Origin of the sequence: Chryseobacterium sp. CFS2 (assembly GCF_036543225.1) — a bacterium.
GTDB lineage: Bacteria > Bacteroidota > Bacteroidia > Flavobacteriales > Weeksellaceae > Chryseobacterium > Chryseobacterium culicis_A.
On sequence record NZ_JAZHQU010000001.1, the window covers coordinates 302,689 to 323,949 of the forward strand.

General features: G+C 36.2%; 20 protein-coding genes. 6 read left to right on the top strand and 14 right to left on the bottom strand.

What is annotated here, in order from left to right; translation table 11 throughout:
* Window positions 1–212 precede the first annotated feature (212 nt).
* The 3 genes from ODR02_RS01385 (at window position 213) to ODR02_RS01395 (ending at window position 2,371) form a co-directional block, all read left to right on the top strand.
* Complete coding sequence (locus ODR02_RS01385) at window positions 213–674, top strand: lipocalin family protein (protein ID WP_209785166.1); 462 nt, start codon at window positions 213–215, stop codon at window positions 672–674.
* Between the two features lie 64 nt (window positions 675–738).
* Window positions 739–1,395: a GDSL-type esterase/lipase family protein gene (locus tag ODR02_RS01390; RefSeq protein ID WP_209785167.1), complete on the top strand. Its 657-nt coding sequence runs from the start codon at window positions 739–741 to the stop codon at window positions 1,393–1,395.
* 10 nt (window positions 1,396–1,405) lie between these two features.
* Window positions 1,406–2,371, top strand: coding sequence for a tetratricopeptide repeat protein (locus tag ODR02_RS01395; RefSeq protein WP_309511406.1), 966 nt, complete (start codon window positions 1,406–1,408; stop codon window positions 2,369–2,371).
* A 43-nt stretch (window positions 2,372–2,414) separates the two neighbouring features.
* Here ODR02_RS01395 and ODR02_RS01400 read toward each other — a convergent pair whose 3' ends face one another.
* The 3 genes from ODR02_RS01400 to ODR02_RS01410 form a co-directional block, all read right to left on the bottom strand.
* Window positions 2,415–3,767 carry a DEAD/DEAH box helicase gene (locus ODR02_RS01400; protein WP_309511407.1) on the bottom strand — a complete coding sequence of 451 codons (1,353 nt, stop codon included), beginning with the start codon at window positions 3,765–3,767 and terminating at the stop codon, window positions 2,415–2,417.
* 152 nt (window positions 3,768–3,919) lie between these two features.
* Window positions 3,920–4,429, bottom strand: a complete 510-nt coding sequence (locus ODR02_RS01405; RefSeq protein ID WP_309511408.1) for a hypothetical protein — start codon at window positions 4,427–4,429, stop codon at window positions 3,920–3,922.
* 26 nt (window positions 4,430–4,455) lie between these two features.
* Entirely contained in the window at window positions 4,456–6,102 is a 1,647-nt protein-coding gene (locus ODR02_RS01410; protein ID WP_209785171.1) for an ABC1 kinase family protein, read from the bottom strand.
* A gap of 221 nt (window positions 6,103–6,323) precedes the next feature.
* Between ODR02_RS01410 and ODR02_RS01415 the strand changes: the two genes are divergently transcribed.
* Window positions 6,324–6,488, top strand: coding sequence for a hypothetical protein (locus tag ODR02_RS01415; RefSeq protein ID WP_209785172.1), 165 nt, complete (start codon window positions 6,324–6,326; stop codon window positions 6,486–6,488).
* 235 nt (window positions 6,489–6,723) lie between these two features.
* A complete protein-coding gene (locus tag ODR02_RS01420; protein WP_209785173.1) occupies window positions 6,724–7,368 on the top strand; it encodes a hypothetical protein in 645 nt (214 codons plus the stop codon).
* Window positions 7,369–7,423: 55 nt separating this feature from the next.
* Here the strand turns inward: ODR02_RS01420 and ODR02_RS01425 are convergent, their stop codons facing one another.
* Window positions 7,424–8,932, bottom strand: coding sequence for a carbon-nitrogen hydrolase family protein (locus tag ODR02_RS01425; RefSeq protein WP_309511409.1), 1,509 nt, complete (start codon window positions 8,930–8,932; stop codon window positions 7,424–7,426).
* A gap of 89 nt (window positions 8,933–9,021) precedes the next feature.
* Between ODR02_RS01425 and ODR02_RS01430 the strand changes: the two genes are divergently transcribed.
* The gene (locus ODR02_RS01430) at window positions 9,022–9,408 is read left to right on the top strand and encodes a hypothetical protein (RefSeq protein WP_209785175.1); all 387 of its coding nucleotides are present in this window, start codon (window positions 9,022–9,024) and stop codon (window positions 9,406–9,408) included.
* Between the two features lie 611 nt (window positions 9,409–10,019).
* Here the strand turns inward: ODR02_RS01430 and guaA are convergent.
* The 10 genes from guaA to ODR02_RS01480 all read right to left on the bottom strand — a co-directional run bounded on the left by guaA (window position 10,020) and on the right by ODR02_RS01480 (window position 21,260).
* Window positions 10,020–11,549 carry a glutamine-hydrolyzing GMP synthase gene (gene guaA, locus ODR02_RS01435; protein WP_209785176.1) on the bottom strand — a complete coding sequence of 510 codons (1,530 nt, stop codon included), beginning with the start codon at window positions 11,547–11,549 and terminating at the stop codon, window positions 10,020–10,022.
* A 341-nt stretch (window positions 11,550–11,890) separates the two neighbouring features.
* Window positions 11,891–13,129, bottom strand: a complete 1,239-nt coding sequence (gene purD, locus ODR02_RS01440; RefSeq protein ID WP_209785177.1) for a phosphoribosylamine--glycine ligase — start codon at window positions 13,127–13,129, stop codon at window positions 11,891–11,893.
* 89 nt (window positions 13,130–13,218) lie between these two features.
* Window positions 13,219–14,736 (bottom strand): bifunctional phosphoribosylaminoimidazolecarboxamide formyltransferase/IMP cyclohydrolase, encoded by a 1,518-nt coding sequence (purH, locus tag ODR02_RS01445; protein WP_209785178.1) that lies wholly within the window; start codon window positions 14,734–14,736, stop codon window positions 13,219–13,221.
* A gap of 211 nt (window positions 14,737–14,947) precedes the next feature.
* Window positions 14,948–15,514 (bottom strand): phosphoribosylglycinamide formyltransferase, encoded by a 567-nt coding sequence (purN, locus tag ODR02_RS01450; RefSeq protein WP_309511410.1) that lies wholly within the window; start codon window positions 15,512–15,514, stop codon window positions 14,948–14,950.
* Window positions 15,515–15,589: 75 nt separating this feature from the next.
* Entirely contained in the window at window positions 15,590–16,582 is a 993-nt protein-coding gene (purM, locus tag ODR02_RS01455; protein ID WP_209785180.1) for a phosphoribosylformylglycinamidine cyclo-ligase, read from the bottom strand.
* A 282-nt stretch (window positions 16,583–16,864) separates the two neighbouring features.
* Window positions 16,865–17,416 (bottom strand): NADPH-dependent FMN reductase, encoded by a 552-nt coding sequence (locus ODR02_RS01460; protein WP_309511411.1) that lies wholly within the window; start codon window positions 17,414–17,416, stop codon window positions 16,865–16,867.
* A 37-nt stretch (window positions 17,417–17,453) separates the two neighbouring features.
* Complete coding sequence (locus tag ODR02_RS01465; protein ID WP_034696330.1) at window positions 17,454–18,182, bottom strand: pirin family protein; 729 nt, start codon at window positions 18,180–18,182, stop codon at window positions 17,454–17,456.
* Between the two features lie 414 nt (window positions 18,183–18,596).
* Window positions 18,597–19,103, bottom strand: coding sequence for a hypothetical protein (locus ODR02_RS01470; RefSeq protein ID WP_309511412.1), 507 nt, complete (start codon window positions 19,101–19,103; stop codon window positions 18,597–18,599).
* Window positions 19,104–19,323: 220 nt separating this feature from the next.
* A complete protein-coding gene (locus tag ODR02_RS01475; RefSeq protein WP_209785184.1) occupies window positions 19,324–20,742 on the bottom strand; it encodes an MFS transporter in 1,419 nt (472 codons plus the stop codon).
* The gene (locus ODR02_RS01480) at window positions 20,742–21,260 is read right to left on the bottom strand and encodes a nuclear transport factor 2 family protein (protein ID WP_309511413.1); all 519 of its coding nucleotides are present in this window, start codon (window positions 21,258–21,260) and stop codon (window positions 20,742–20,744) included. Before ODR02_RS01480 ends, ODR02_RS01475 begins: the two co-directional genes overlap by 1 nt.
* Window position 21,261 lies beyond the last annotated feature (1 nt).

Here is a 21,261-nt window from a genome sequence, read left to right on the forward strand (position 1 = left end):
GTTTCCACCCGCTTCTTTTGATTTTAGCAGTTACTATACTCTCTTTACCTTTTTAAAATCAATTTTTCATTTCCTGAGTGATTTATATCAGTTAAAATACCGATAACCTTCTCAAAATTATTTAATTTACAAACATTTGTTTAAAAAATCATTATTTCATTATAGATATTTCAAATTTATTTATATTTTAGCATATTCTTAAATTTGTGAAAATGAAAAAACAGCTACTTTTATTTGCCTTTTCTGCCCTGGCACTTACTTCTTGTAAAGATGACAATCTCGAAGCTTACGACATGGATATCATGAAGGGAGATTGGAAGGAAGTTAAAAGGGAAGTAATTTCCGGAAAAGATAATAAAACAGTGCTTTATACTGAAACTTTAACAGGATGTGCAGCTAAAAATACTCTTTTCTTAAGAACAGACTATTATGTAAGCTACACAGCATATACGGGAACAGGTGCAGATTGTACCCCATCGGAAAAAACTGAAGGAAGATATACCTACGATGCTGATTCAAAAGTGATTGGAATTAAACTTGGTGACGAAGGTTCTGTAAACTACAGAATTGATGTTTTGACAGGCAAAGAACTTAAACTTGCCCAGCAATCAGGGATCTTTGATATGGATGGAGATAAAATTCCTGACATTCCTTACGTTACTTACAAAAGATAAATCATATACTCCCGCTAATCGGGAGTTTTTTATTACTTTTATATCTAATTTAAAACTGAATATAATGAAGAAGATTCTATCAGCATTTCTATTGCTGTACTTTGCTATTGCCTTTTCTCAGGAAAAAAAACCGATGTTCTGGCAGGATATCCAGGAGTTTAAAAAACTGGATCAGCAAAACCCGCCTCAAAAGGATGCCATCCTGTTTCTGGGAAGTTCATCATTTACAAAATGGACTGATATAGCAGATTATTTTCCCGGCAAAACAATTATCAACAGAGGATTCGGAGGTTCAAGACTTACTGATCTTAATGATTTTGCAAATGATCTTTTAGCTCCTTATCAGCCCAAACAGATCATCATTTACTGTGGGGAAAATGATTTTGCAGACAATCATCAGCTGAAAGCAAAAGTAGTGGTGAACCGCTATAAAGCTTTTTATAAAAAAATACGTGAAAGATTTCCTAATATTCAGGTGGATTATATTTCCATTAAATATTCTCCGAGCAGAGAAGTGATCTGGCCACAGATGAAAATTGCCAACAAAAAAATTGCTGCTTTTATGAAGAAAGAGCCCAATGCTGAATTCATTGACGTAACGAAAGCAATGGAAGATGCTGACGGAAATGTAAGAAAAGATATTTTTGTAGAAGATATGCTTCATTTTAAGCCTGAAGGATACAGAATCTGGACGAAGATCATTACTCCTTATCTGAAATAAACTACAACCCATGATAAAAAAACCAATAACCACTTTATTTTTTATTTTACTGTATTCTCTTTCATTTTCTCAGAAAAAACCTAATGAAAAAACGATTCTTCAGGAACTCTCAGAAAAAGCCTGTAAATGTGCTGATTCTATTGCTCTGTCAAACCGAAAGAAGGAAGATATCATAAAAGATGTTCATGAATGTATTGACAAATATACAGGAGCACTTCAGATATCAACCCTTTTGAAAGGAGCAGAAAAACAGGCAGAAAAGACAACGGAAGTGAATGGAAAAAAAGAGATTAACCTGACTTTTAATACGAATAAGAATTCACAACAGTATAAGGACAGCTATAATGAGCTTGAGCGTTATCTGATGCAAAACTGCGAAAGCGTACAAAAAGCTACCCAAACTACTGAAACCAGCTATGACAAGTTCTCAAAGAATGATACAGCAATTAATTTCTACCAGAAAGCCGTTGACGCATCCAAGCAAGAAAACTGGAAGGAGGCCATTCAGAATTATGAGCAGGCCGTAAAGATTGATCCAAAATTCATTTATGCATGGGATAACCTGGGAATCTGCTATAGAAGAGTTGGAGAATATGATAAAGCTCTTAATGCTTATAAACAGTCATTGGCTGCCGATCCAAAAGGTAAAATGCCTTTACAGAACATAGCAATAACGTATGTTTATAAGAAGGAATATCAGAAAGCTATCGATGCCTATAACGATTTTGATAAAGTATATCCCGGTGATCCGGAAGTTTACTATGGGATGGGACAAGTCTATTTTACTCATCTGAAGAATAATGAGAAAGGTCTTGACAATATTTGTAAAGCCTACAGGCTCTATTCCGAACAGAAATCTCCTTACCGATCAGATGCTGAAAAAATGATCGGATATATTTACAAGAGTATGAAAGAAGAAGGCAAAACAGATAAGTTTAAGGAAATTTTAAAGAACAATAACATTCAATTTGATTAAAAAATAAAAACTCCCACTCTAGATTAGGTTGGGAGTTTTTATTTTATTTCTTTCTTTTCGATTTCGATATTGCTTTTTGCTGAGCTCTATTGGCTCCAAACTTCTTAGGTGTTTTTCTTTTGGAAGGACCACCCCAGTTTTCTTTTGTATTTTTAGCCTTCTTCTCATGGAATGCACCTCCTCCATCATTCAGTTTTACCTGAGCAGGATTCTTCATGACAATCTGATCTTCTTCAGCTGCAATCTTTTTAGGATTGATCTTAACGTCTTCCGGGAATTCATTATACTTCAGCTCCTTATCCATCAATAGTTCAATGTCAAGAATCAAAGGTTCTTCTTTTTTAGTAACAAAAGTAATTGCCTTTCCGTCTTTGTCTGCTCTACCCGTTCTACCAATTCTGTGGATATATTGCTCCGGAATATCTGGCGTTTCAAAGTTGATCACATGGGTAATGCTTGAAATATCAAGACCTCTTGCCATTACGTCCGTAGTAATCAAACCTCTTACTTCTTCGTTCTCAAAGCTTTTCATAGCCTTAAGTCTGTAGTTTTGAGATTTGTTGGAATGAATTACATCAAACTGACCAGGGAAAAGCTCATCAATCTTAGTAAAGAGCAGGTCGGCATGCCTTTTATTATTATTAAAAATCAATACTTTAGACATATCTGCATTATTTTTCAGCAAATGTTCAAGTAAATTGATTTTGGTATTAAAGTTTTCAACCTTATAGGCAGTCTGTTCAATTTTTTCAAGCGGAGTTCCTGATTTTGCCAATGAAATTTCTATTGGATTTGCAAAATATACATCCAACATTTCATCTACAGCTTCCGTCATCGTTGCAGAGAAAAGAATATTCTGTCTCTTCTCTTTCATCATTTCAAAAATATGTGTAAGCTGTGGTCTGAAACCTAAGTTAAGCATCTCATCAAATTCGTCGATGATCAGTTTCTGTACTTCTTTCAGAGAGATGGCGTTGTCTATGGAAAGGTCCATCACTCTTCCCGGTGTTCCTACCAAAATATCACAACCATTGTTGAACAATAGCTTTTGCGTGTTGATATTTTTCCCACCATATATTCCGATTACTCTTGCCGTAATGTTTTCTGTCAGTTTTTCAAGGATTTCAGTTACCTGAACCACCAATTCTCTTGTAGGAACAAGCACCAAAACAGTTGGATTTCCTGTCTTGCTGTATTTCCATGTTTTCAGAACGGGTAAAAGATAAGCTAATGTTTTCCCGGTTCCTGTTTGGGCAATTCCCATAACATCTCTTCCTGAAAGAATAGGTTTTATGCTCTTCTCCTGAATCGGGGTAGGTTCAAATAATTCCAAATCCGCTAAAACATCAAGAATTTTAACCGGAAGGTCAAAATCCGCAAAAGTGAGTTTTTCCATTTTGCAAAGATAGGCATTTAATTAGAAGTTGAAAATCAGAGGTGGCAGATATTAGTCAGCAGGTTATAGGGAGCAGCTCTCTGATTATAGGAAATCACTACCAAATATTGATATTTCCAGCAACAAAGAACAACCAGCAACAAGTTAACATTCTAATTTACCTTAACACTTTTACTGATAACTTTAATGTCATCATCGATCCATTTACTGGAGGTAACAATAACATAACCTTTCTTTTTCGGATCTTTTTTGATGGGAAACTTATCCTCTTCCCACTGATTACAATGTGTTGAAATAGGTGATAATAATGGTTTCCAGCTTGCTTTACTTAAAGTATACACGTAGAATGGATGCCAGCAACTGGTACACCAATTGGGATAAAAACCAATCTCATCTTTCCCGTCACCATTAAGGTCTCCCAAATTGTACAAACTTCCCTGATTGGCTGGCGAAACAATTATAGAGGCTATACTTTTATCGCTGAAGTAAATAGTGGTCTCACATTTTCCTTCACATTCATCACCGCAGTCACTTACTTTTGTATAGGCATATTCTTTTGTTCCGTTTCCGTCAAAATCTCCCTGGACTTTTTCTTCATTTCCTTGCTGAGCAAAACAATACGAACTGAAGAAGGTTATTGCAGTTATAATAAGTGTTTTCATTGTAGGTTTTGGTTTTTATATGCGGCTTACTTTCTTGTAACTCTTAGCAAAAGTATCAGAACTAATATCATTGAGAAAATAAAGCCCAGAACAGCCACCAAAGACAACTCCCCGATTCTTGGTCCGGATTCTGAAGAAAAAACAATAGCTGTTGCAATGATATTGGCTCCTAAAACCATAGCCAGAATCAGATTGACAACACTTGATTTGATCAGCTGGTTGGTTTTGTCTATATTTTTGATCTCACTGGATACTGTAAATTTGTTTTCATCTAGTTTTTGAAGCACAGAACGAAGCTCTTTCGGGATTTCATCTACATTATCCGTAAAATTCATCATCCGGTCCATCCCTGTTTTTAAAAGATTCTTAGGGTTTATTTTCTTGGTGAAAATCTTTTTCGTGTAAGGATGAAGACTTTTCACGATATCCAGATCAGGATTAATACTCCTTCCAACTCCTTCTATCAGGCTTATCCCTTTGAATAAGAGATAGAAATAATCCGGCATATAAAGTCTGTTGTCCTTCAAAATATCTTTCATCTTGTTAATGATCACCTGCACATTAATATCCTGTAATGATGAGCTGTGTACAAAATTCAGGATTTCTTCCACATCATTTTCAAACCGTCTTTCATCGGGGATCTCATAACTGATGGCCATTTTTTTGAGGGAACGAACTATTTTATGTGAATTTTTGGCTACAAAACTTACGATAAGACTTTCAAGAATTTCTTTATCATTGGGCTGAATTTTCCCAACCGCCCCGAAATCAATAAAAACGATTTTACCATCTTTCTTCACCAGAATATTCCCGGCATGAGGATCGGCATGGAAAAATCCGTAATCTAAGATCTGAGAAACAAACAACCTTAATCCTGCTTCAGAAACTTTTACAGGATCAATACCATTGGCTAATAGAAGGGATTTATCTGTAACCTTGATCCCATCAATGAATTCCATACAAAGAATATTATTGTTGGAAAACTCTTCGTAGACTTTTGGAACATAGGTTTCTTTATTATTTTTAAAATTCAGTCGGAACTGCAGGATATTGTTCCTTTCATTAGTCAAGGAAACTTCTTCCAGTAAAGATCTTTCAAAGGTAGAAATAGCCTGCTTCAGATTCAGTTTTTCTCCTATTTCCGAATAGGCAGATATCAGCTTTTCAATGTCTTTGATCAAAAGTAGGTCGTCTTCAATAACAGATTGTACGTCGGGTTTTCTCAATTTTAAAATTACCGGGCTGCCATCATTCAAAACAGCTTTATACACCTGGGCAATGGAAGCTGTAGCGATAGGTTCTTTCTGGATTTCACGAAAATAATCTTTCACGGAAATATTGAATTCACTTTCGAGCGCTTCTTCTACGTCCATATCTACTGTTTCCACTTTATCCTGAAGCTTCTGAAGCTCCTGGATCAGTTCCGGCGGTAAAAGATCTTCCCTGTTACTGAATGTCTGGCCAAGCTTTACAAAGGTAGGGCCCAGTTCCTCAAGAGCCAGTCTTATTCTTTCATAAACAGTTCCTTTAGAAATAATTTCATCCGAATTGGCAGTTTCGTCCTGCTTGTTTCCTCCATTCATCCTTGCCAGCATATCTTTGAATCCATATTTACTCAGTACGGAAATCAGTCTTGCGGATCTTTTCAGTTTTCTTTGCGGCTTGTCAAACATAGTCTATCAATAGTAAGTGCAATTTACTCCAAAAATTGTTCCTTTATGAAAAGAATCGTGATAACAACATTACGTCACAAAATTAAAAATCAAAACACATAATCAACATTTTACAGATAAAACAACAATCATAATATCAAAATTCAATAATTAGTGATAAAATTTAATATAATTATCTATATTTACAACGTACAAATAAAACAAACCAAAAGTATTAGAACATGAAAAATTTACGTAACAACAAACTTTCAAGAGAACAATTAAAAGGGATTGCAGGAAGCGGAATCATTATTGGAAACTGCTCATACCAATGCTGCCCTACAGACGGAAGACCAAAATGTCCAGGATTGATTTGCCCTGCTGTAGTATGCCCTCAGTATATGTAAAATCAGATTTTATACAGAATTATACACTACCCGAAGAAATATTCTTTGGGTATTTTTTTTGCTCCAAAAAATACCTATGTGCCAGAATGTATGGCACGTTATTTCTATCTAAAACAATAAAAACACACACACAAATATTTAACTATCAAACAATTACATAGAAATCCTTTAAAACGAGAATTAAATTCATAATCATATTCAATTAACAACAAACCATTAATTTAATTACAACACTATGTTAAAAAAAATTATTTCAGCTGGTCTTATACTATCAGCAGTCGTGTTTACAACACAAGTAAAAGCTCAGGTAGCATCAGCTCATTCTATTGCCGAAGTCGCTACAAAAGAAATGAGTTATTTAGGCCTTACAGAATCGCAGATGGGTAAAATTGAAGAAATCAATAAAACTACCGCAGATGCGCTTATTGCTCTTGACAGCAAAGCCGGCGATAATAGCAGTTCCCAAAACAACAAAGTAATTGCTGATGAGTTTGTAGGTATCATTGCCCAGCGTCATCAGGCATTGGGACAAATCCTTACCCCGGAACAGATGGCAGTGGTAAAACAGGACAGGGCAGAAAAGATTGCGCTTTTCAGAACATTGCTGATGGTCCCGATTCTGGATCTTACTGAAAGACAAGTTGAGCAGGCCTATGAAATCAACTTCAAAGGAGTTCAGGAAGTTCAGAAAGATTTTGGAAAGCGTCTTAATAAGAAAAATGCAGGTCCTGCAGATGCAGACAGCAATAAGGCAAAAAAGGTTATTATCAGTGATTTTAAAGCACTGGATAAAGATTTTAAAAAGATCTTAAGTCCTGAACAATTTGAGGTTTATAAAAACAATCAGGATTTAATTAGAGAATCAGCTAAGAAAGGATAGTTTAATCTGTTTGAATAATTAAAATTCCGGGGCAGCTAGCTGCCCCGGAATTGTTTTATTTAAGGTAAGTTTCATAAAGATCTTTTCTGCGGTCTTTCATTACCTGAACAGAACCGTTGTGATGAAGATCTTTCAGTAAATTCAGATCAACATCAACAATCAGAGTCATTTCTGTATTCGGAGTCGCTTCTCCTTTCACTGCATTGGACGGAAACGCGAAATCAGAAGGGGTAAATACCGCAGCCTGCCCGAACTGAATATCCATATTATTTACCTTGGGAAGGTTTCCTACACAACCTGCAATGGCTACATAACATTCATTTTCTATGGCTCTCGCAGCAGCACAGTGACGCACTCTCATGTAGGCATTCTGGGTATCCGTAAGATAAGGAACGAATAAGATTTTCATGCCCTGGTCAGCTAAAATCCTTGGTAATTCCGGGAATTCTACGTCATAGCAGATCACAAGACCTATTTTTCCGCAGTCGGTATCAAAAACTTTGATTTCATTTCCTCCTTTCATTCCATAATATCTCTTTTCGTTCGGGGTGATATGAATTTTCCGGTATTCGTCCACGCGGCCGTCACGGTGAAGAAGATAACTTACATTATATAAATCATTATTCTCATTATCAAAAACAGGCATGCTTCCTGAAATAATATTCACATTATAGCTGATCGCTAATTCTGAAATTTTATTCTTGATCTGTTCGGTAAGCTTAGCCAGTTCTATCATACTGTCTCTTTCGGAAAGATTATTGAAAGGAGCCAGTAAAGGGGTATTGAACAGTTCCGGGAAAAGAACAAAATCTGATTTGTAATCTCCCATCACATTCACAAAGAATTCTACCTGTTCATAAAAAGCATCAATATCTTTGAAGGTTCTCATTTGCCACTGTACCAACCCAAGACGGATAATACTGTCCTGCATGGTATTCGGTTTTCGGCTGTAATAGATATTGTTCCACTGCAAAAGAACTGCATTTTCTCTCGATGCTTCATCTTCAGGAAGGTATTTTTTCAGGATTCTTATCGGAAGAAAATTATTGGAAAGCTGGAAAGACAATACCGGATCATAGATCTCTTTATCTCTTACTTTTCGGATATATTCTCGTGGAGAAAACTCGTGGCTGTATTTGTGATAATTCGGGATTCTTCCGCCCAGAACAATAGACTTGAGGTTTAGTAATTCACAAAGTTCTTTTCTTGCATCATACAACCTTCTTCCCAGACGGAGTTCACGAAATTCCGGATCTACAAAAACTTCTATTCCGTAAAGGACATTTCCCGTTGAAGTATGGGTATTGAATGTATAATTTCCGGTGATATCGCTATAGGTATGATCATCCCCGAATTCTTCGTAATTAACGATAATAGAAAGTGCTACAGCAGCTAGTTTACCGTCTACCGTAATACAAATCTGTCCGTTGGGGAACATTTTTGTCAGTTTATCAATACTTTTTTTGGACCAAATGGACTCCGACATTTGCGGGTAAGCCCTTTTCATCGTTTCCGCCAGTTCATCATAATCCTGAAGGGTCAGGTTTCTTGTTTCTATTTGCATTTGATGTAATTTTACTTAAATTTAGGAAAAATATTTTATTTAAATCCTTATATAAAAGTACTTTCCAACCATTTATATAAAAATTAACAGTGGATATTACCGAAACTTTACAAACAGCAGTTCACTCAAATAATTACTGGAAACATTCTGATTTCAGCTCTGTAGTGGAGGTACTTTCATTTCATTATGACATTCATATAGAAATGGATACAGAAAAAATTACGGCTCTGCACTTAGGAAATAAGCCCATAGGATATATCTGTTTGAATTATCCTCTGATTTTCATAGAGAGTCAATATGCTTTACAAGTAAAAAATCTTCTTCATACATTTCATGATATAGAATACATTGTGGTCAATACTCTATCTCATCCATATCTGTCTGTAAATCCTGATATTTATAATGCTTATTTTGATTTTATGGAAAACTTGAATACTTTTTCTGCTGAAGATTTTTATTTTTACAATGTAAATTAAAAATCATTCTTGTCCGATTAAATTAAAGCATAATTAGCAGGCCGCTCCTCTGGAGCTTTATTTTTATGGGAACTTCTTTTTTTCTACTAACAGCAGATCCCAACGGGATCAAATCCAGCTCCACTAGGAGCTAAGCTGTTAATAGGACATATTTGTTTTAAAATTATAGCTCCGGAGGAGCGGCCTGTTAATTCATGCTGTAAATATTGATATTCTCAATATATTTATACCTTTTATCGGAGAGTAATGATTATATTAAATTTTTATTAGTTGATGAAACCATACGCAGTAACTTTACTCATAAGCATCACCATTATTTTTATTCTAAGAATTTTTTATTCAAATTCAATAGTCAATCTCTCCCATAACGTAAACTTATTTTCTGTATCTGAAATAAAAGCTCAGGAAGTTAAAACCTTTGTTTATTTCTATTTAGCCGGATTAGTATTTTTAAATTATCTTATCTTCCACAAGCATATACTCTTCAAATTGGTATATTGCTTGCTAATTGCTTTAAATATTTTACTGATCATTTCTTCATTAAAACAGTTTTAACAAAAAAAATCCCACCCAAAGCGGGCAGGATTTGTATTTAAAATTCAAGTCAAAAATTATTCCCACTCAATAGTTGCAGGTGGTTTGCTTGAAATATCGTAAGCTACTCTGTTGATTCCTCTTACTTCATTGATGATTCTGCTGGAAACAGTATCTAAGAACTCGTAAGGAAGTCTGCTCCACGTTGCTGTCATAAAGTCGATGGTATTGGCAGAACGAACTACAGCTGTGTATTCGTAAGTTCTTTCGTCTCCCATTACTCCTACAGATTTTACCGGAAGAAGAACTACAAATGCCTGAGATACTTTTTCGTAAAGGTCATTTTTATATAATTCTTCGATGAAGATATCATCAGCTTCCTGAAGGATTCTTACTTTTTCAGCATCTACAGCGCCCAATACTCTGATTCCTAATCCAGGACCTGGGAAAGGGTGTCTGTATACCATGTGATGAGGAATACCCAATTCTTCTCCTACTCTTCTTACTTCGTCCTTGAAAAGCTCTCTCAGAGGCTCTAATAATTCGAACTCCATATCTTCAGGAAGTCCTCCAACATTGTGGTGAGACTTGATTACTGCAGAGGGTCCGTTGACAGACTGGCTTTCGATAACATCCGGGTAAATAGTCCCTTGTGCAAGGAATTTAGCGCCTTCAATTTTGTGAGATTCTTCATCAAAAACGTGGATAAATTCGTTTCCGATGATTTTTCTTTTTGCTTCAGGATCGTCAACACCAGCTAATTTTGTAAGGAATCTTTCCTGAGCATCTACCATTTTAATGTTCATATGGAAATGTTCTCCATACTGATCCATTACTTTCTTCCCTTCATCTTTTCTCAATAATCCCGTATCTACGAAGATACAAGTTAACTGATCACCGATAGCCTTGTGGATCAAAACAGCAGCTACAGAAGAGTCTACTCCTCCTGAAAGACCAAGGATTACTTTGTTGTCTCCTACTTTCTCACGGATTTCCTCTACTGTTTTTTCGATATAGTTCGTCAGTTTCCAGTTTTTCTCTGAGTTACAGATTCCGAAAACGAAATTTTCAAGCATTTTCCCTCCTTCTTCAGTATGAGAAACTTCAGGGTGGAACTGAACGCAGTAGATTTTACTTTCTTCATTAGAAATGGAAGCAATTACTCCTGATTTTGCGTTTAATTCAAAACCTGCAGGCAATTCTCCTACTTCATCAAAGTGGCTCATCCAAACAACAGAGTTCTGAGTCACTCCTTTTAATAAAGAGCTTTCTTTAACGATCTCAAGGTTGGCTTTACCATATTCTCCTTTTTCTCCTTTATTTACTTTTCCTCCTAAAAGGTGAGCAGTCATCTGCATTCCATAGCAGATTCCCAAAACAGGAACTCCCTGTTCGTATAATTCTTTTTCAACCAGGTGAGCATTTTCTGCATTCACAGAACTTGGTCCACCGGAAAGGATAATTCCTTTTGGCTGTTTTGCTAAAATATCTTGTAATGGTGTATTGTAAGGTAAGATTTCAGAGTACACGCCCATCTCACGGATTCTTCTTCCGATAAGTTGGTTGTACTGGGATCCGAAATCTAAAATAATAATACCGTTGTTCATTTTGAATTATGATTTATAAATTATAATAATGAGGATTCTTTTGATTGTTTAATTGTATTAGAGATTCACAGTACTCTTGTCATTCCGTAGGAATCTCAACAATAAGAGATATGGAAGGTTAGATTCCTACGGAATGACAAAGCCTGTATCATATCTATTCATCAAAATATTCGCTCAAAAACTTTTTAAGCAATTTATTCAGGTTCGGGCTAAAGCCCAATTCTATTGATGGAATATAAAACCTAAAAAAATCTGCGGCTTATTACTAAAGCCTGTTGTTTATTCAAACGTTTTACAAAAAAAGACTTGGAATGTATCCAAATCTTTTTTCGTGATTTTTATTAAAACTTTCCGATGTCGTCTCTGTAGAAGCCGTAATCGAAATGTACATGACCTGCATCTTCGTAAACTTTTTTGCGGGCATCTTCGTAGGTAGCTCCTGTAGCCACAATGTTCAGTACTCTACCGCCATTGGAAACCACTTTATCTCCTTTACTAACTGCTCCGGCGTATAATAGTTTACTATGTTTCAGCTTCTCTTCTCCTGTAATTTCGAAACCAATTTCGATGTTTCTCGGATAACCTCCTGAACACATTACAAGACAAACAGCTTTTTCATCTTTAAATTTAAGTTCAATGTCTTTTCCTTCCATACAGTCCTGGATCACATCAAGAAGATTGTTTTCCATCAATGCCATCAATACCTGAGTTTCAGGATCTCCGAATCTCATGTTGTATTCAAGAAGGTAAGTTCCGTTTTTCGTTACCATCAATCCAAAGAAGATGATTCCTTTAAATCCGAAACCTTCAGCTTTAAGACCTGTAATGGTAGGTTCTAAGATATTTTTCTCAAAATCTGCATAATGTTCCTGAGTAAATTCCGGGCTTGGTGCTACGGAACCCATACCTCCTGTATTAGGTCCTGTATCTCCGTTTCCGGCTTTTTTATAATCTTTTGCTGCTACACACGGGAATAGTTTATCACCGTTAGAGAAAGCAATGATAGAAGCTTCAAAACCTTGTAAATATTCTTCAATAACTAAACGAATACCAGCATCTCCATAGATTCTTCTGATCATGAAATCATGGATGGTAGCTTCAGCTTCTTCAAGGGTGTCACAAATAACCACCCCTTTGCCACCAGCTAAACCACTAGCCTTGATTACCAAAGGATACTGCTGTGTCTGCACATATTCTTTAGCTTCGTTATATGAATCAAATACTACAGCCTTCGCTGTTTTGATATCATAGGTCTGCATAAATTTCTTAGAGAAAGCTTTACTTCCTTCCAGGCTCGCTACTTTTTGAGTAGGCCCGAAAACCTTAAGATCATGCTTTTTAAATTCGTCCTTGATACCCGCTACAAGAGGAGCCTCCGGACCTACGATCGTAAGATCAATCTTTTCTTTAATAGCGAAATCTCTAAGTTCTTTGATTTCTGATAAATGAACATTTTTCCCTATTACATCGGTAGTAGCATTCCCGTTGGCAAAAAACATTTTAGAAATTCTTGAGTCATTCTGAAGCTTTGCCGCTAAAGCAGATTCTCTACCGCCTTCACCTATGATTAATATTCTCATACTTTATTTATTATCTAGTCTTATTTTACAAATATATAATTTTGAATGCTAAAAATACAATCCCTAATTATTTTTTAATTCTATTTTAATTAGTGGAAAAAGTGTCTAACCCCTGTAAACATCATTGGAATACCGTGCTCATTTGCAGCTTCTACGCTATCCTGATCTTTTACACTTCCACCTGGCTGAATAATCGCCTTGATACCTTCCTGAGCGCAGAAATCTACCACATCACGGAAAGGGAAAAATGCATCTGAAGCCAATACTAAATCTCCGGAGAATTTCTCTTTTGCTCTTTCGATAGCCTGCTGAGTCGCCCAGATTCTGTTTACCTGTCCGCCACCGATACCGAATGCCTGAATTCCGTTGGAAACTACAATTGCGTTTGACTTCACATATTTTACTACTCTCTGAGAGAAAAGTAATGCTTTTTTCTGCTCTTCTGTAGGCTGTACTTCTGTAACAACTTTAATATCGTCAGAGAAGTGAGTATCATTATCCTGAACCAGGATACCACCGTCTACTTTCACCCAAGTCTGTTTGTCAGAAACAGGGTTTACGATTTTGATGATTCTCAGGTTTTTCTTTTTTCTTAAAATTTCAAGAGCTTCTTCATCGAATTCAGGAGCCATTACAATTTCAAGGAAAGTTTTGTTTAATTCTTCCGCTGTTGCTGCATCAATTTTATAGTTCATTGCAACAATTCCGCCAAAGATAGAAACCGGATCACATTCGAATGTTTTCTGGTACGTCTCCAATGCTGAAGTTCCGATAGCCACTCCACAAGGGGTAGAGTGTTTTACGGCACAACAAGCCATTTCTTCTTTGAACTCAGTCACTACTTTCCAGCAAAGGTCCATATCACGAAGATTGTTGAAAGAAAGTTCTTTACCACCCAGCTGTTCAAAGTCTTTCATCGCTCCATTCTCGAAAGTAGAAACGTAGTAAGCAGCTGTCTGATGAGGGTTTTCTCCGTATCTTAAGTCAGCAACTTTTTTATAAGACGCATTCAGGTAAGTAGGATATTCTTCATCTAAAAGCATTCTTGAAATTGCGGCATCATATGCAGAGGTAAGGTTGAATACTTTTCCTGCCAGTTTTTTACGGGTTTCAATGTAAGTATCCCCGTTTTGCTCCATTTCGATTTTCACTGCTGCATAATCTTCAACATCAGTGATTACCGTTACAGAATCAAAGTTTTTAGCTGCAGAACGAAGCATTGAAGGGCCTCCGATATCGATAAACTCTACTTTTTCATGTAAAGAAATGTCTTTGTTTACATTTTCAAAGAAAGGGTAAAGGTTTACGATTACCATGTCAATCAGACCAATTCCGTGTTCCTGAACGGTTTTCATGTGCTCTTCGTTGCTACGAACAGCCAACAATCCTCCGTGAACTTTTGGGTGTAAAGTTTTCACTCTTCCATCCAACATTTCAGGGAAATTGGTTACCTCATCAATCTGAATAGGATTTAAACCAGCGTCTTTCAAATGTTTGAACGTTCCTCCTGTAGAGATCAACTCATAATTCTGAGCTTCCAAAAACTGCGCGAATTCAATTAATCCACCTTTGTCAGAAACACTGATTAAAACTCTCTTTTTACTCATTTTACTTTCAATTTTTTACTTTTTACAGCTATTTCAAACTGTGTCCGGGTCTTTCACCTCCGAACTTACTTTTATTTTTACTTAGATTTCTTTTTATTAATGTAACAATGTATCAATCTAGCAATCTAGCAATCTAGCAATCTAGCAATCTAGCAATCTAGCAATGTAACAATTAATGATTGGTAAATCGGTACATTGTTATATTGTTACATTATTTATTTCCCAGGACCTTATTGATCGCTATAGGAAATATCTCATATTCAATCTGGTGGACTTTCTGAGCCAGTGTTTCAGGAGTATCATCAGCAGTCACTTCAAAAGACTTCTGAAGAATAGGTTCTCCCTCATCAATGCCCGGCGTTACAAAATGTACAGTCGCCCCACTCTCTACTTCTTTAGCTTCAATCACAGCGTTATGAACATGATGTCCCCACATTCCTTTTCCTCCGAATTTCGGAAGTAATGCCGGATGAATGTTGATGATTTTTCCATTCCAGTTTTCACAAAACTCAGGTTTCAGAATGGATAAAAACCCTGCCAATACGATTAAATCTGTATTTTCCGGGATGATTTTACTCAATTCGCTACTGAAGTTTTTCCCTCTCGGAATCAGAACGTTTTCTATGTTATGGTTTTTTGCTCTTTCCAATCCGAAACATTCTCTGTCGGCAATCACTAAAGATACTTTTGCATTCTGGATTTCTCCATTATCAATGGTATCAATGATTCTCTGCAGATTGGTTCCTGAACCGGATACGAGTACAACGATGTTCTTCATTATTCAGATGTTAGATGTCAGATTTAAGATTACAGACTTACAGCCTGATGTCTAGAGTCTGAAATCTGATGTCATTTAAAATTTCAAATCTATCTTTTCTGCTCCTTCTGTGATTTCTCCGATTTCGTAAGCATCATCTAAAAGGTGTAATACTTTTTCAGCATGTTCAGCATCTACAACGATTACCATCCCTACACCCATATTGAATGTTCCGTACATTTCCTCACGGGCTACTCCACCTCTTTTTTCCAACTCAAGCATTACGCTAGGAATTCTGATTTTTGATTCGTCAATAGAAGCACAAAGTCCTTCAGGAATAATTCTTGGAACGTTTTCATAAAGACCACCTCCTGTAATGTGAGCAATTCCGCTTACTTTTACTTCTTCCAATACTTTATGAATATCTTTATAGTATAATCTTGTAGGAACAAGAAGTGTTTCATATAAAGGTTTTCCTTCAAACTCTTCTTCAAAGTTCGGGAATACTTTTCTTACTAAAGAGAATCCGTTTGAGTGGAATCCTGAGCTTGGCAATGCAATAATTTTGTTACCTGCTTTGATGGTAGAACCGTCAATGATCTGGTCTTTTTCTACGATTCCTACACAGAATCCGGCAACATCATAATCTCCAGGCTGGTACATTCCCGGCATTTCAGCAGTTTCTCCACCAATCAGTGCACAGTTGTTATCCTTACAAGCTTCCACCATTCCTAAAACGATTTCTGCAGCGATTTCTGAATCAAGTTTTCCACAAGCCAGATAATCTAAGAAGAATAAAGGTTTTGCTCCGTGGCAAAGAATATCATTGGCACACATTGCAAAGCAATCTACCCCGATAGAATCATATTTTTTAGTATCTAAAGCTACCTTCAGCTTTGTTCCTACTCCATCTGTTCCTGATACAAGAACCGGATTTTTATATCCACCGATTTCATAGAAAGCACCAAAACTTCCCAAATGATTCAATACATTGGAATTGTGGGTTTCACCGACCGCTTTTTTGATCTTGTCAACCGTTTTGTATCCTTCTTCTTTGTCTACTCCTGCTGATTTGTAAGTGTTGCTCATGTCTGCTTAGATTTTTAGATTTCAGATTTCAGATTTCATACTATTTATGATCTAGTAACGGCTTCTGGAGTCTTCTTATCTTTTAATATTTCAATTACTTTTATACTCGATTTTAGAAAACAAAAAAGCCGACAATCTTTTCAGATTATCGGCCGTTATTTTATCTCAGAATTTCAGAGCCCACAACTTTCCCTTTATGAGAAAAACATTGTTTATAGGAGGTCTGAATTTTCATCTCTTTTCTTTTTGCAAAAATAGTAATTTTAAATGAATATTCAAATTCTATTTTTCAAGGATGGTTTCAATGGCCGCAATCTTCTTTATTTTTTCTTTTAACTCATTGATTTTCTCTTCATTAGAAATCTGCTGAGTGGTTTTATCAAAGTTATCATTAAAGAAAGGAAGTGAAAAAGTTTCCACCACATTTCCTCCGTGGAAAGGAAAACGCTTTGATGCAGCATCTAAAACTCCTGCTCCACCTCTACCTCCCGGAGATGTAGACATCAATAACATGGGCACTTCATTCCAAACTGTTCTGTCTTTGATTCTTGATACCCAGTCGAACACATTTTTGAATGCTGTAGAATAGGTTCCATTGTGTTCTGCCAAAGCGACCAACAATACATTCGCACCATCAATTTTAGCTGCAAATTCATGAGCTTCCTGAGGAACTCCACCTGCTAATTCTCTTTCATGTTTATAGATTGGCATTTCGAAAGGGTTCAGATCCACTACTTCTACTTCTGCATTTTCAAATAATGTAGATGCATAGGCAACCAACTGTTTGTTCATTGAAACGTCTGAGTTACTTCCTGCTATTGCTAAAATTTTCATATGTGAGGTTTATTTTTAAGATTACAAATTTAGTTTTTTATTTAAGATAAGACGGCAGTTCCATTGGAACTTCCATTAATAATACTTCAGTATCTTCCACGGCTTCGATATTAAAACTCTGAGTATCCCAGATTCCTAATCCGTCTCTTTCATTCAGAACGCGGTCTCCTATTTTTGCACTTCCTTTCAACACAAATGCATAGACTCCGTTTCCTTTTTTGTTCAGCATATAATTTTTACCGTTTCCTTTTTTAAAGTTGGCCAGATTAAACCATGCATCCTGATGAATCCAAACTCCGTCATCATTTTTATTTGGAGATAAAATCTGTTGAAATCCATTGATTTTTTCACCTTCTTTGATGCTTTTCTGATCGTATCGTGGCTCAACATTCTGTTCTTTTGGAAAAACCCAGATCTGAAGGAATTTCACCTCCTCATCTTTATTTTTATTGTATTCGCTGTGCATAACACCGGTTCCTGCACTCATCACCTGAATTTCTCCTTTTCTGATCACCGCTGTAGTTCCCATTGAATCTTTATGTTCCAGGTCTCCTTCCAAGGGAATTGAAATAATTTCCATATCCCTGTGTGGGTGTGTTCCGAAGCCCATTCCCTGAGAAACGGTGTCATCATTCAATACTCTTAAAACTCCAAAGTTCGTTCTGTCTCTGTTTTGATAGTTGGCAAAACTGAATGTATGGTAAGAATTTAACCATCCGTGGTTGGCATGGCCTCTTGAATCTGCTTTATGATATACTGTTTTCATTTTCTGTGATTATTTATGGTACAAATGTACGGGATGTATGTGTTTAAAAAGTTGATGTAGGTTAAGAAAGGAAATTAGAGCAGTAAAAGGTTGAGAAAGCCTGGGAAAATAGAGGTCATTTATAGGTTAGATTACGCAAAGACGCGATTTTCATATTCTATATTGTTTTTAAGGCACAAAGATTTTATCTGCGATAAAATTTTATACTGGATATTTTTTCTTCCAATGATTGAACTGATTATATATAAGTGCAAAGATCTGTGTTATCTGTGAAAATCTGTGGGAGATTATTATATTCTGAAGATCAAAAAACCGAATAAATATGAATGATAGATTTTAAGTTATGGCTAAAGCCAATGGAAAGACATCTATAGAAAAGCAGGCTAAAGCCCACTCTTATTGAATTTGTTGTTCTTATTTTTTAAAAAGAATTGTGGTATAATCTGTATTATAAGTTCTTGTTTCAATATTGAGTTTATTTAGAAGCATTTCGGCTTCAAGTCTTATATTTTTCCAAGTTTCATGATGGTCTAAAAAGTCCCAGTCCCAAATTTCCACAGGGATATCATCCACTTTCTTTTTAAAATTCAGGAGGTCTTCCTTAAAAGAATCGTCAATGAGTTTATTTCTGAAAATGGTATTAAATAAAACAGGGAGGAATGCATAATCAAGCTCTTCATACAGTTCTGCCAGAGGATCTATTAAAATGGGAGCCATTTCATCCAATTGGTCTACATTATAGGTATAAAGAATCAGTGAATTGATCATATAAGTATAATAGAGATGTACGTGCTTATCGTATTCAAGTAACTCTTCCTGAGTGAAGCCGTTATCTTCTAAATTTTCAGTGACATCTTCATTTTCAGCCTTATCCTTTTGTTTTATAGACGAAAAAAACTTAGTCAAAAAATTAAGCTTCATGATAAACAATTTTAGTTTTAAAAAAATTACAAAAAAAAGATAGGTTTTAGCTAAAGCCAATCAATAAATATTGAAAGAGAAAACGGGCTAAAGCCCGTTTCTATTGAATTTTGCTATATTTTTTTATATTTAAATTAAAGTTTTCAGCGCAACTAACTTCTAACTTCTAACTTCTAACTTCTAACTTCTAACTTCTAACTTCTAGTTTCTAGTTTCTAACTTAAAAATGCACCTGCTTGATTTCTTCTTCAATTTCCTTAGGGGTTTCATCTTCAGATTTAACAAAAATCATGGTTACTACAGCTCCTATCAGCATACAAACGCCTCCCACGACCACATAATCCATCGCCTGTTTTCCGAAAATACCACTTACCACAGGACCTCCAAATAAACCATTGATAATCTGCGGAATAACAATAAAGAAATTGAATATTCCCATATAAACTCCCATTTTTCTTTGTGGAATTACTTCAATAAGCATTGCATAAGGCATCGCCAGAATACTTGCCCAGGCAAAACCTAATCCGATCATGGAGATCCATAGATTGCTGACATCCTTAATGAAATACATTGAAACAAGTCCCAATCCTCCACACAACAAGGCTAAAGCATGGGTTTGTTTTTTACCAATCAGTTTAGCAATAGGGGTCAACAGAAAAGCAAACGGAATTGCCCAAAGGTTATACATTCCGAAAAGTTTTCCGGTAAGATCTCCCGCGTCATTAAATGCCTTGGAATGGGTATCTTCCGGGGAAAGTCCAAAATGATGGGTTGCCAGGGCACTGGTCGTAAATACCCACATGGTAAATAGTGCAAACCATGAGAAAAACTGAACAATTCCCAACTTTTTCATTTGTGCAGGAATCGCAGCAAAATCTTTGAAAATATCTGAAAACTTAGATTCCTGCTTTTCAACTTCTTTTCCATCTTCAAAATCAGCAAATTCCTGTGGGGAATATTCCCTGGTTGTCATGATGGTGTACAAAATTGAGATGATAAGTAATCCTGCACCTATATAAAAGGAGTAAATTACGTTATCCGCTACAAATCCTGCCGGTGCTTCATTGGAAATCCCCATTTTTGTAAGCCAATCCGGCAGATAAGAACCCAATACCGCCCCAATTCCAATCAGAATGGTCTGTACTGAGAATCCTATTGTTCCCTGATGTTTCGGGAGCATATCTCCTACCAACGCTCTGAAAGGTTCCATGGCAATATTCACCGATGCATCCATCATGGCGAGGAATATTACAGCTAACAAAAGCGCATTGGCGGCAAACATCTGGGTAACGGAAGCGGCATTAGGAAGTAAAACCAGCCCTATTGCACACAAAACAGCTCCAATCAGGAAATAAGGTTTCCTTCTTCCTAACGGACTCCAGGTATTATCTCCCATATGTCCGATAATAGGCTGAACAATCAGTCCTGTAACGGGAGCAACCAACCAAAACCAGGATAATTCGTGTACATCAGCTCCTAAATTTCCAAGAATACGGCTTGCATTTCCATTCTGTAATCCGAATGCCATTTGAATTCCAAGGAATCCCATACTCATGTTAATAATCTGGAGCATGGATAAGTTTGGCTTTTTTCTTTTTCCAAATGGCCCCGAATCATATCGCCCTACCATTTCTGCCATTACGACTTCAGTTTTTGAATTAGTGCATCTTCGATAGGGGCTTTTTCAGTCACCACTTTATCTACCACCTCATTAGGAACCGTCACAGAAAGAACATATTGTTTAACCTTCCAGTTTCCGTTAATTTTCTCTACCACTCCGGAACCTCTACAAATTTTCATTTGAGTATCCAATAATTCATCAAACCATGCCAGTTTCCCATCTTTACTGAAGTAAATATTTCTTTTAAGCGCTTTAAAATTCCAGGTTTTCTTTTTGTCGAAATAAGGTTTTGCCCAGACCATAAATGCTTTTTTATCCCAGATTTCTGTAGCATCTGTTCCAATGAAGGTAGATTCATCTGCAAATAGATTAAAATAAGCGTTGTAATCTGCTTTTGCAGCAGCTGTGTTGAATGTATCAAGCATGGTACTTATTTCCGATTTTTCTTTTTCAAATCCGGTCTTCGACTGTGCGGTAAATGAAGAAAATCCCAGTAAAAAAAGGATCAATGTATAAGCAGTCGTTAGTTTTTTCATA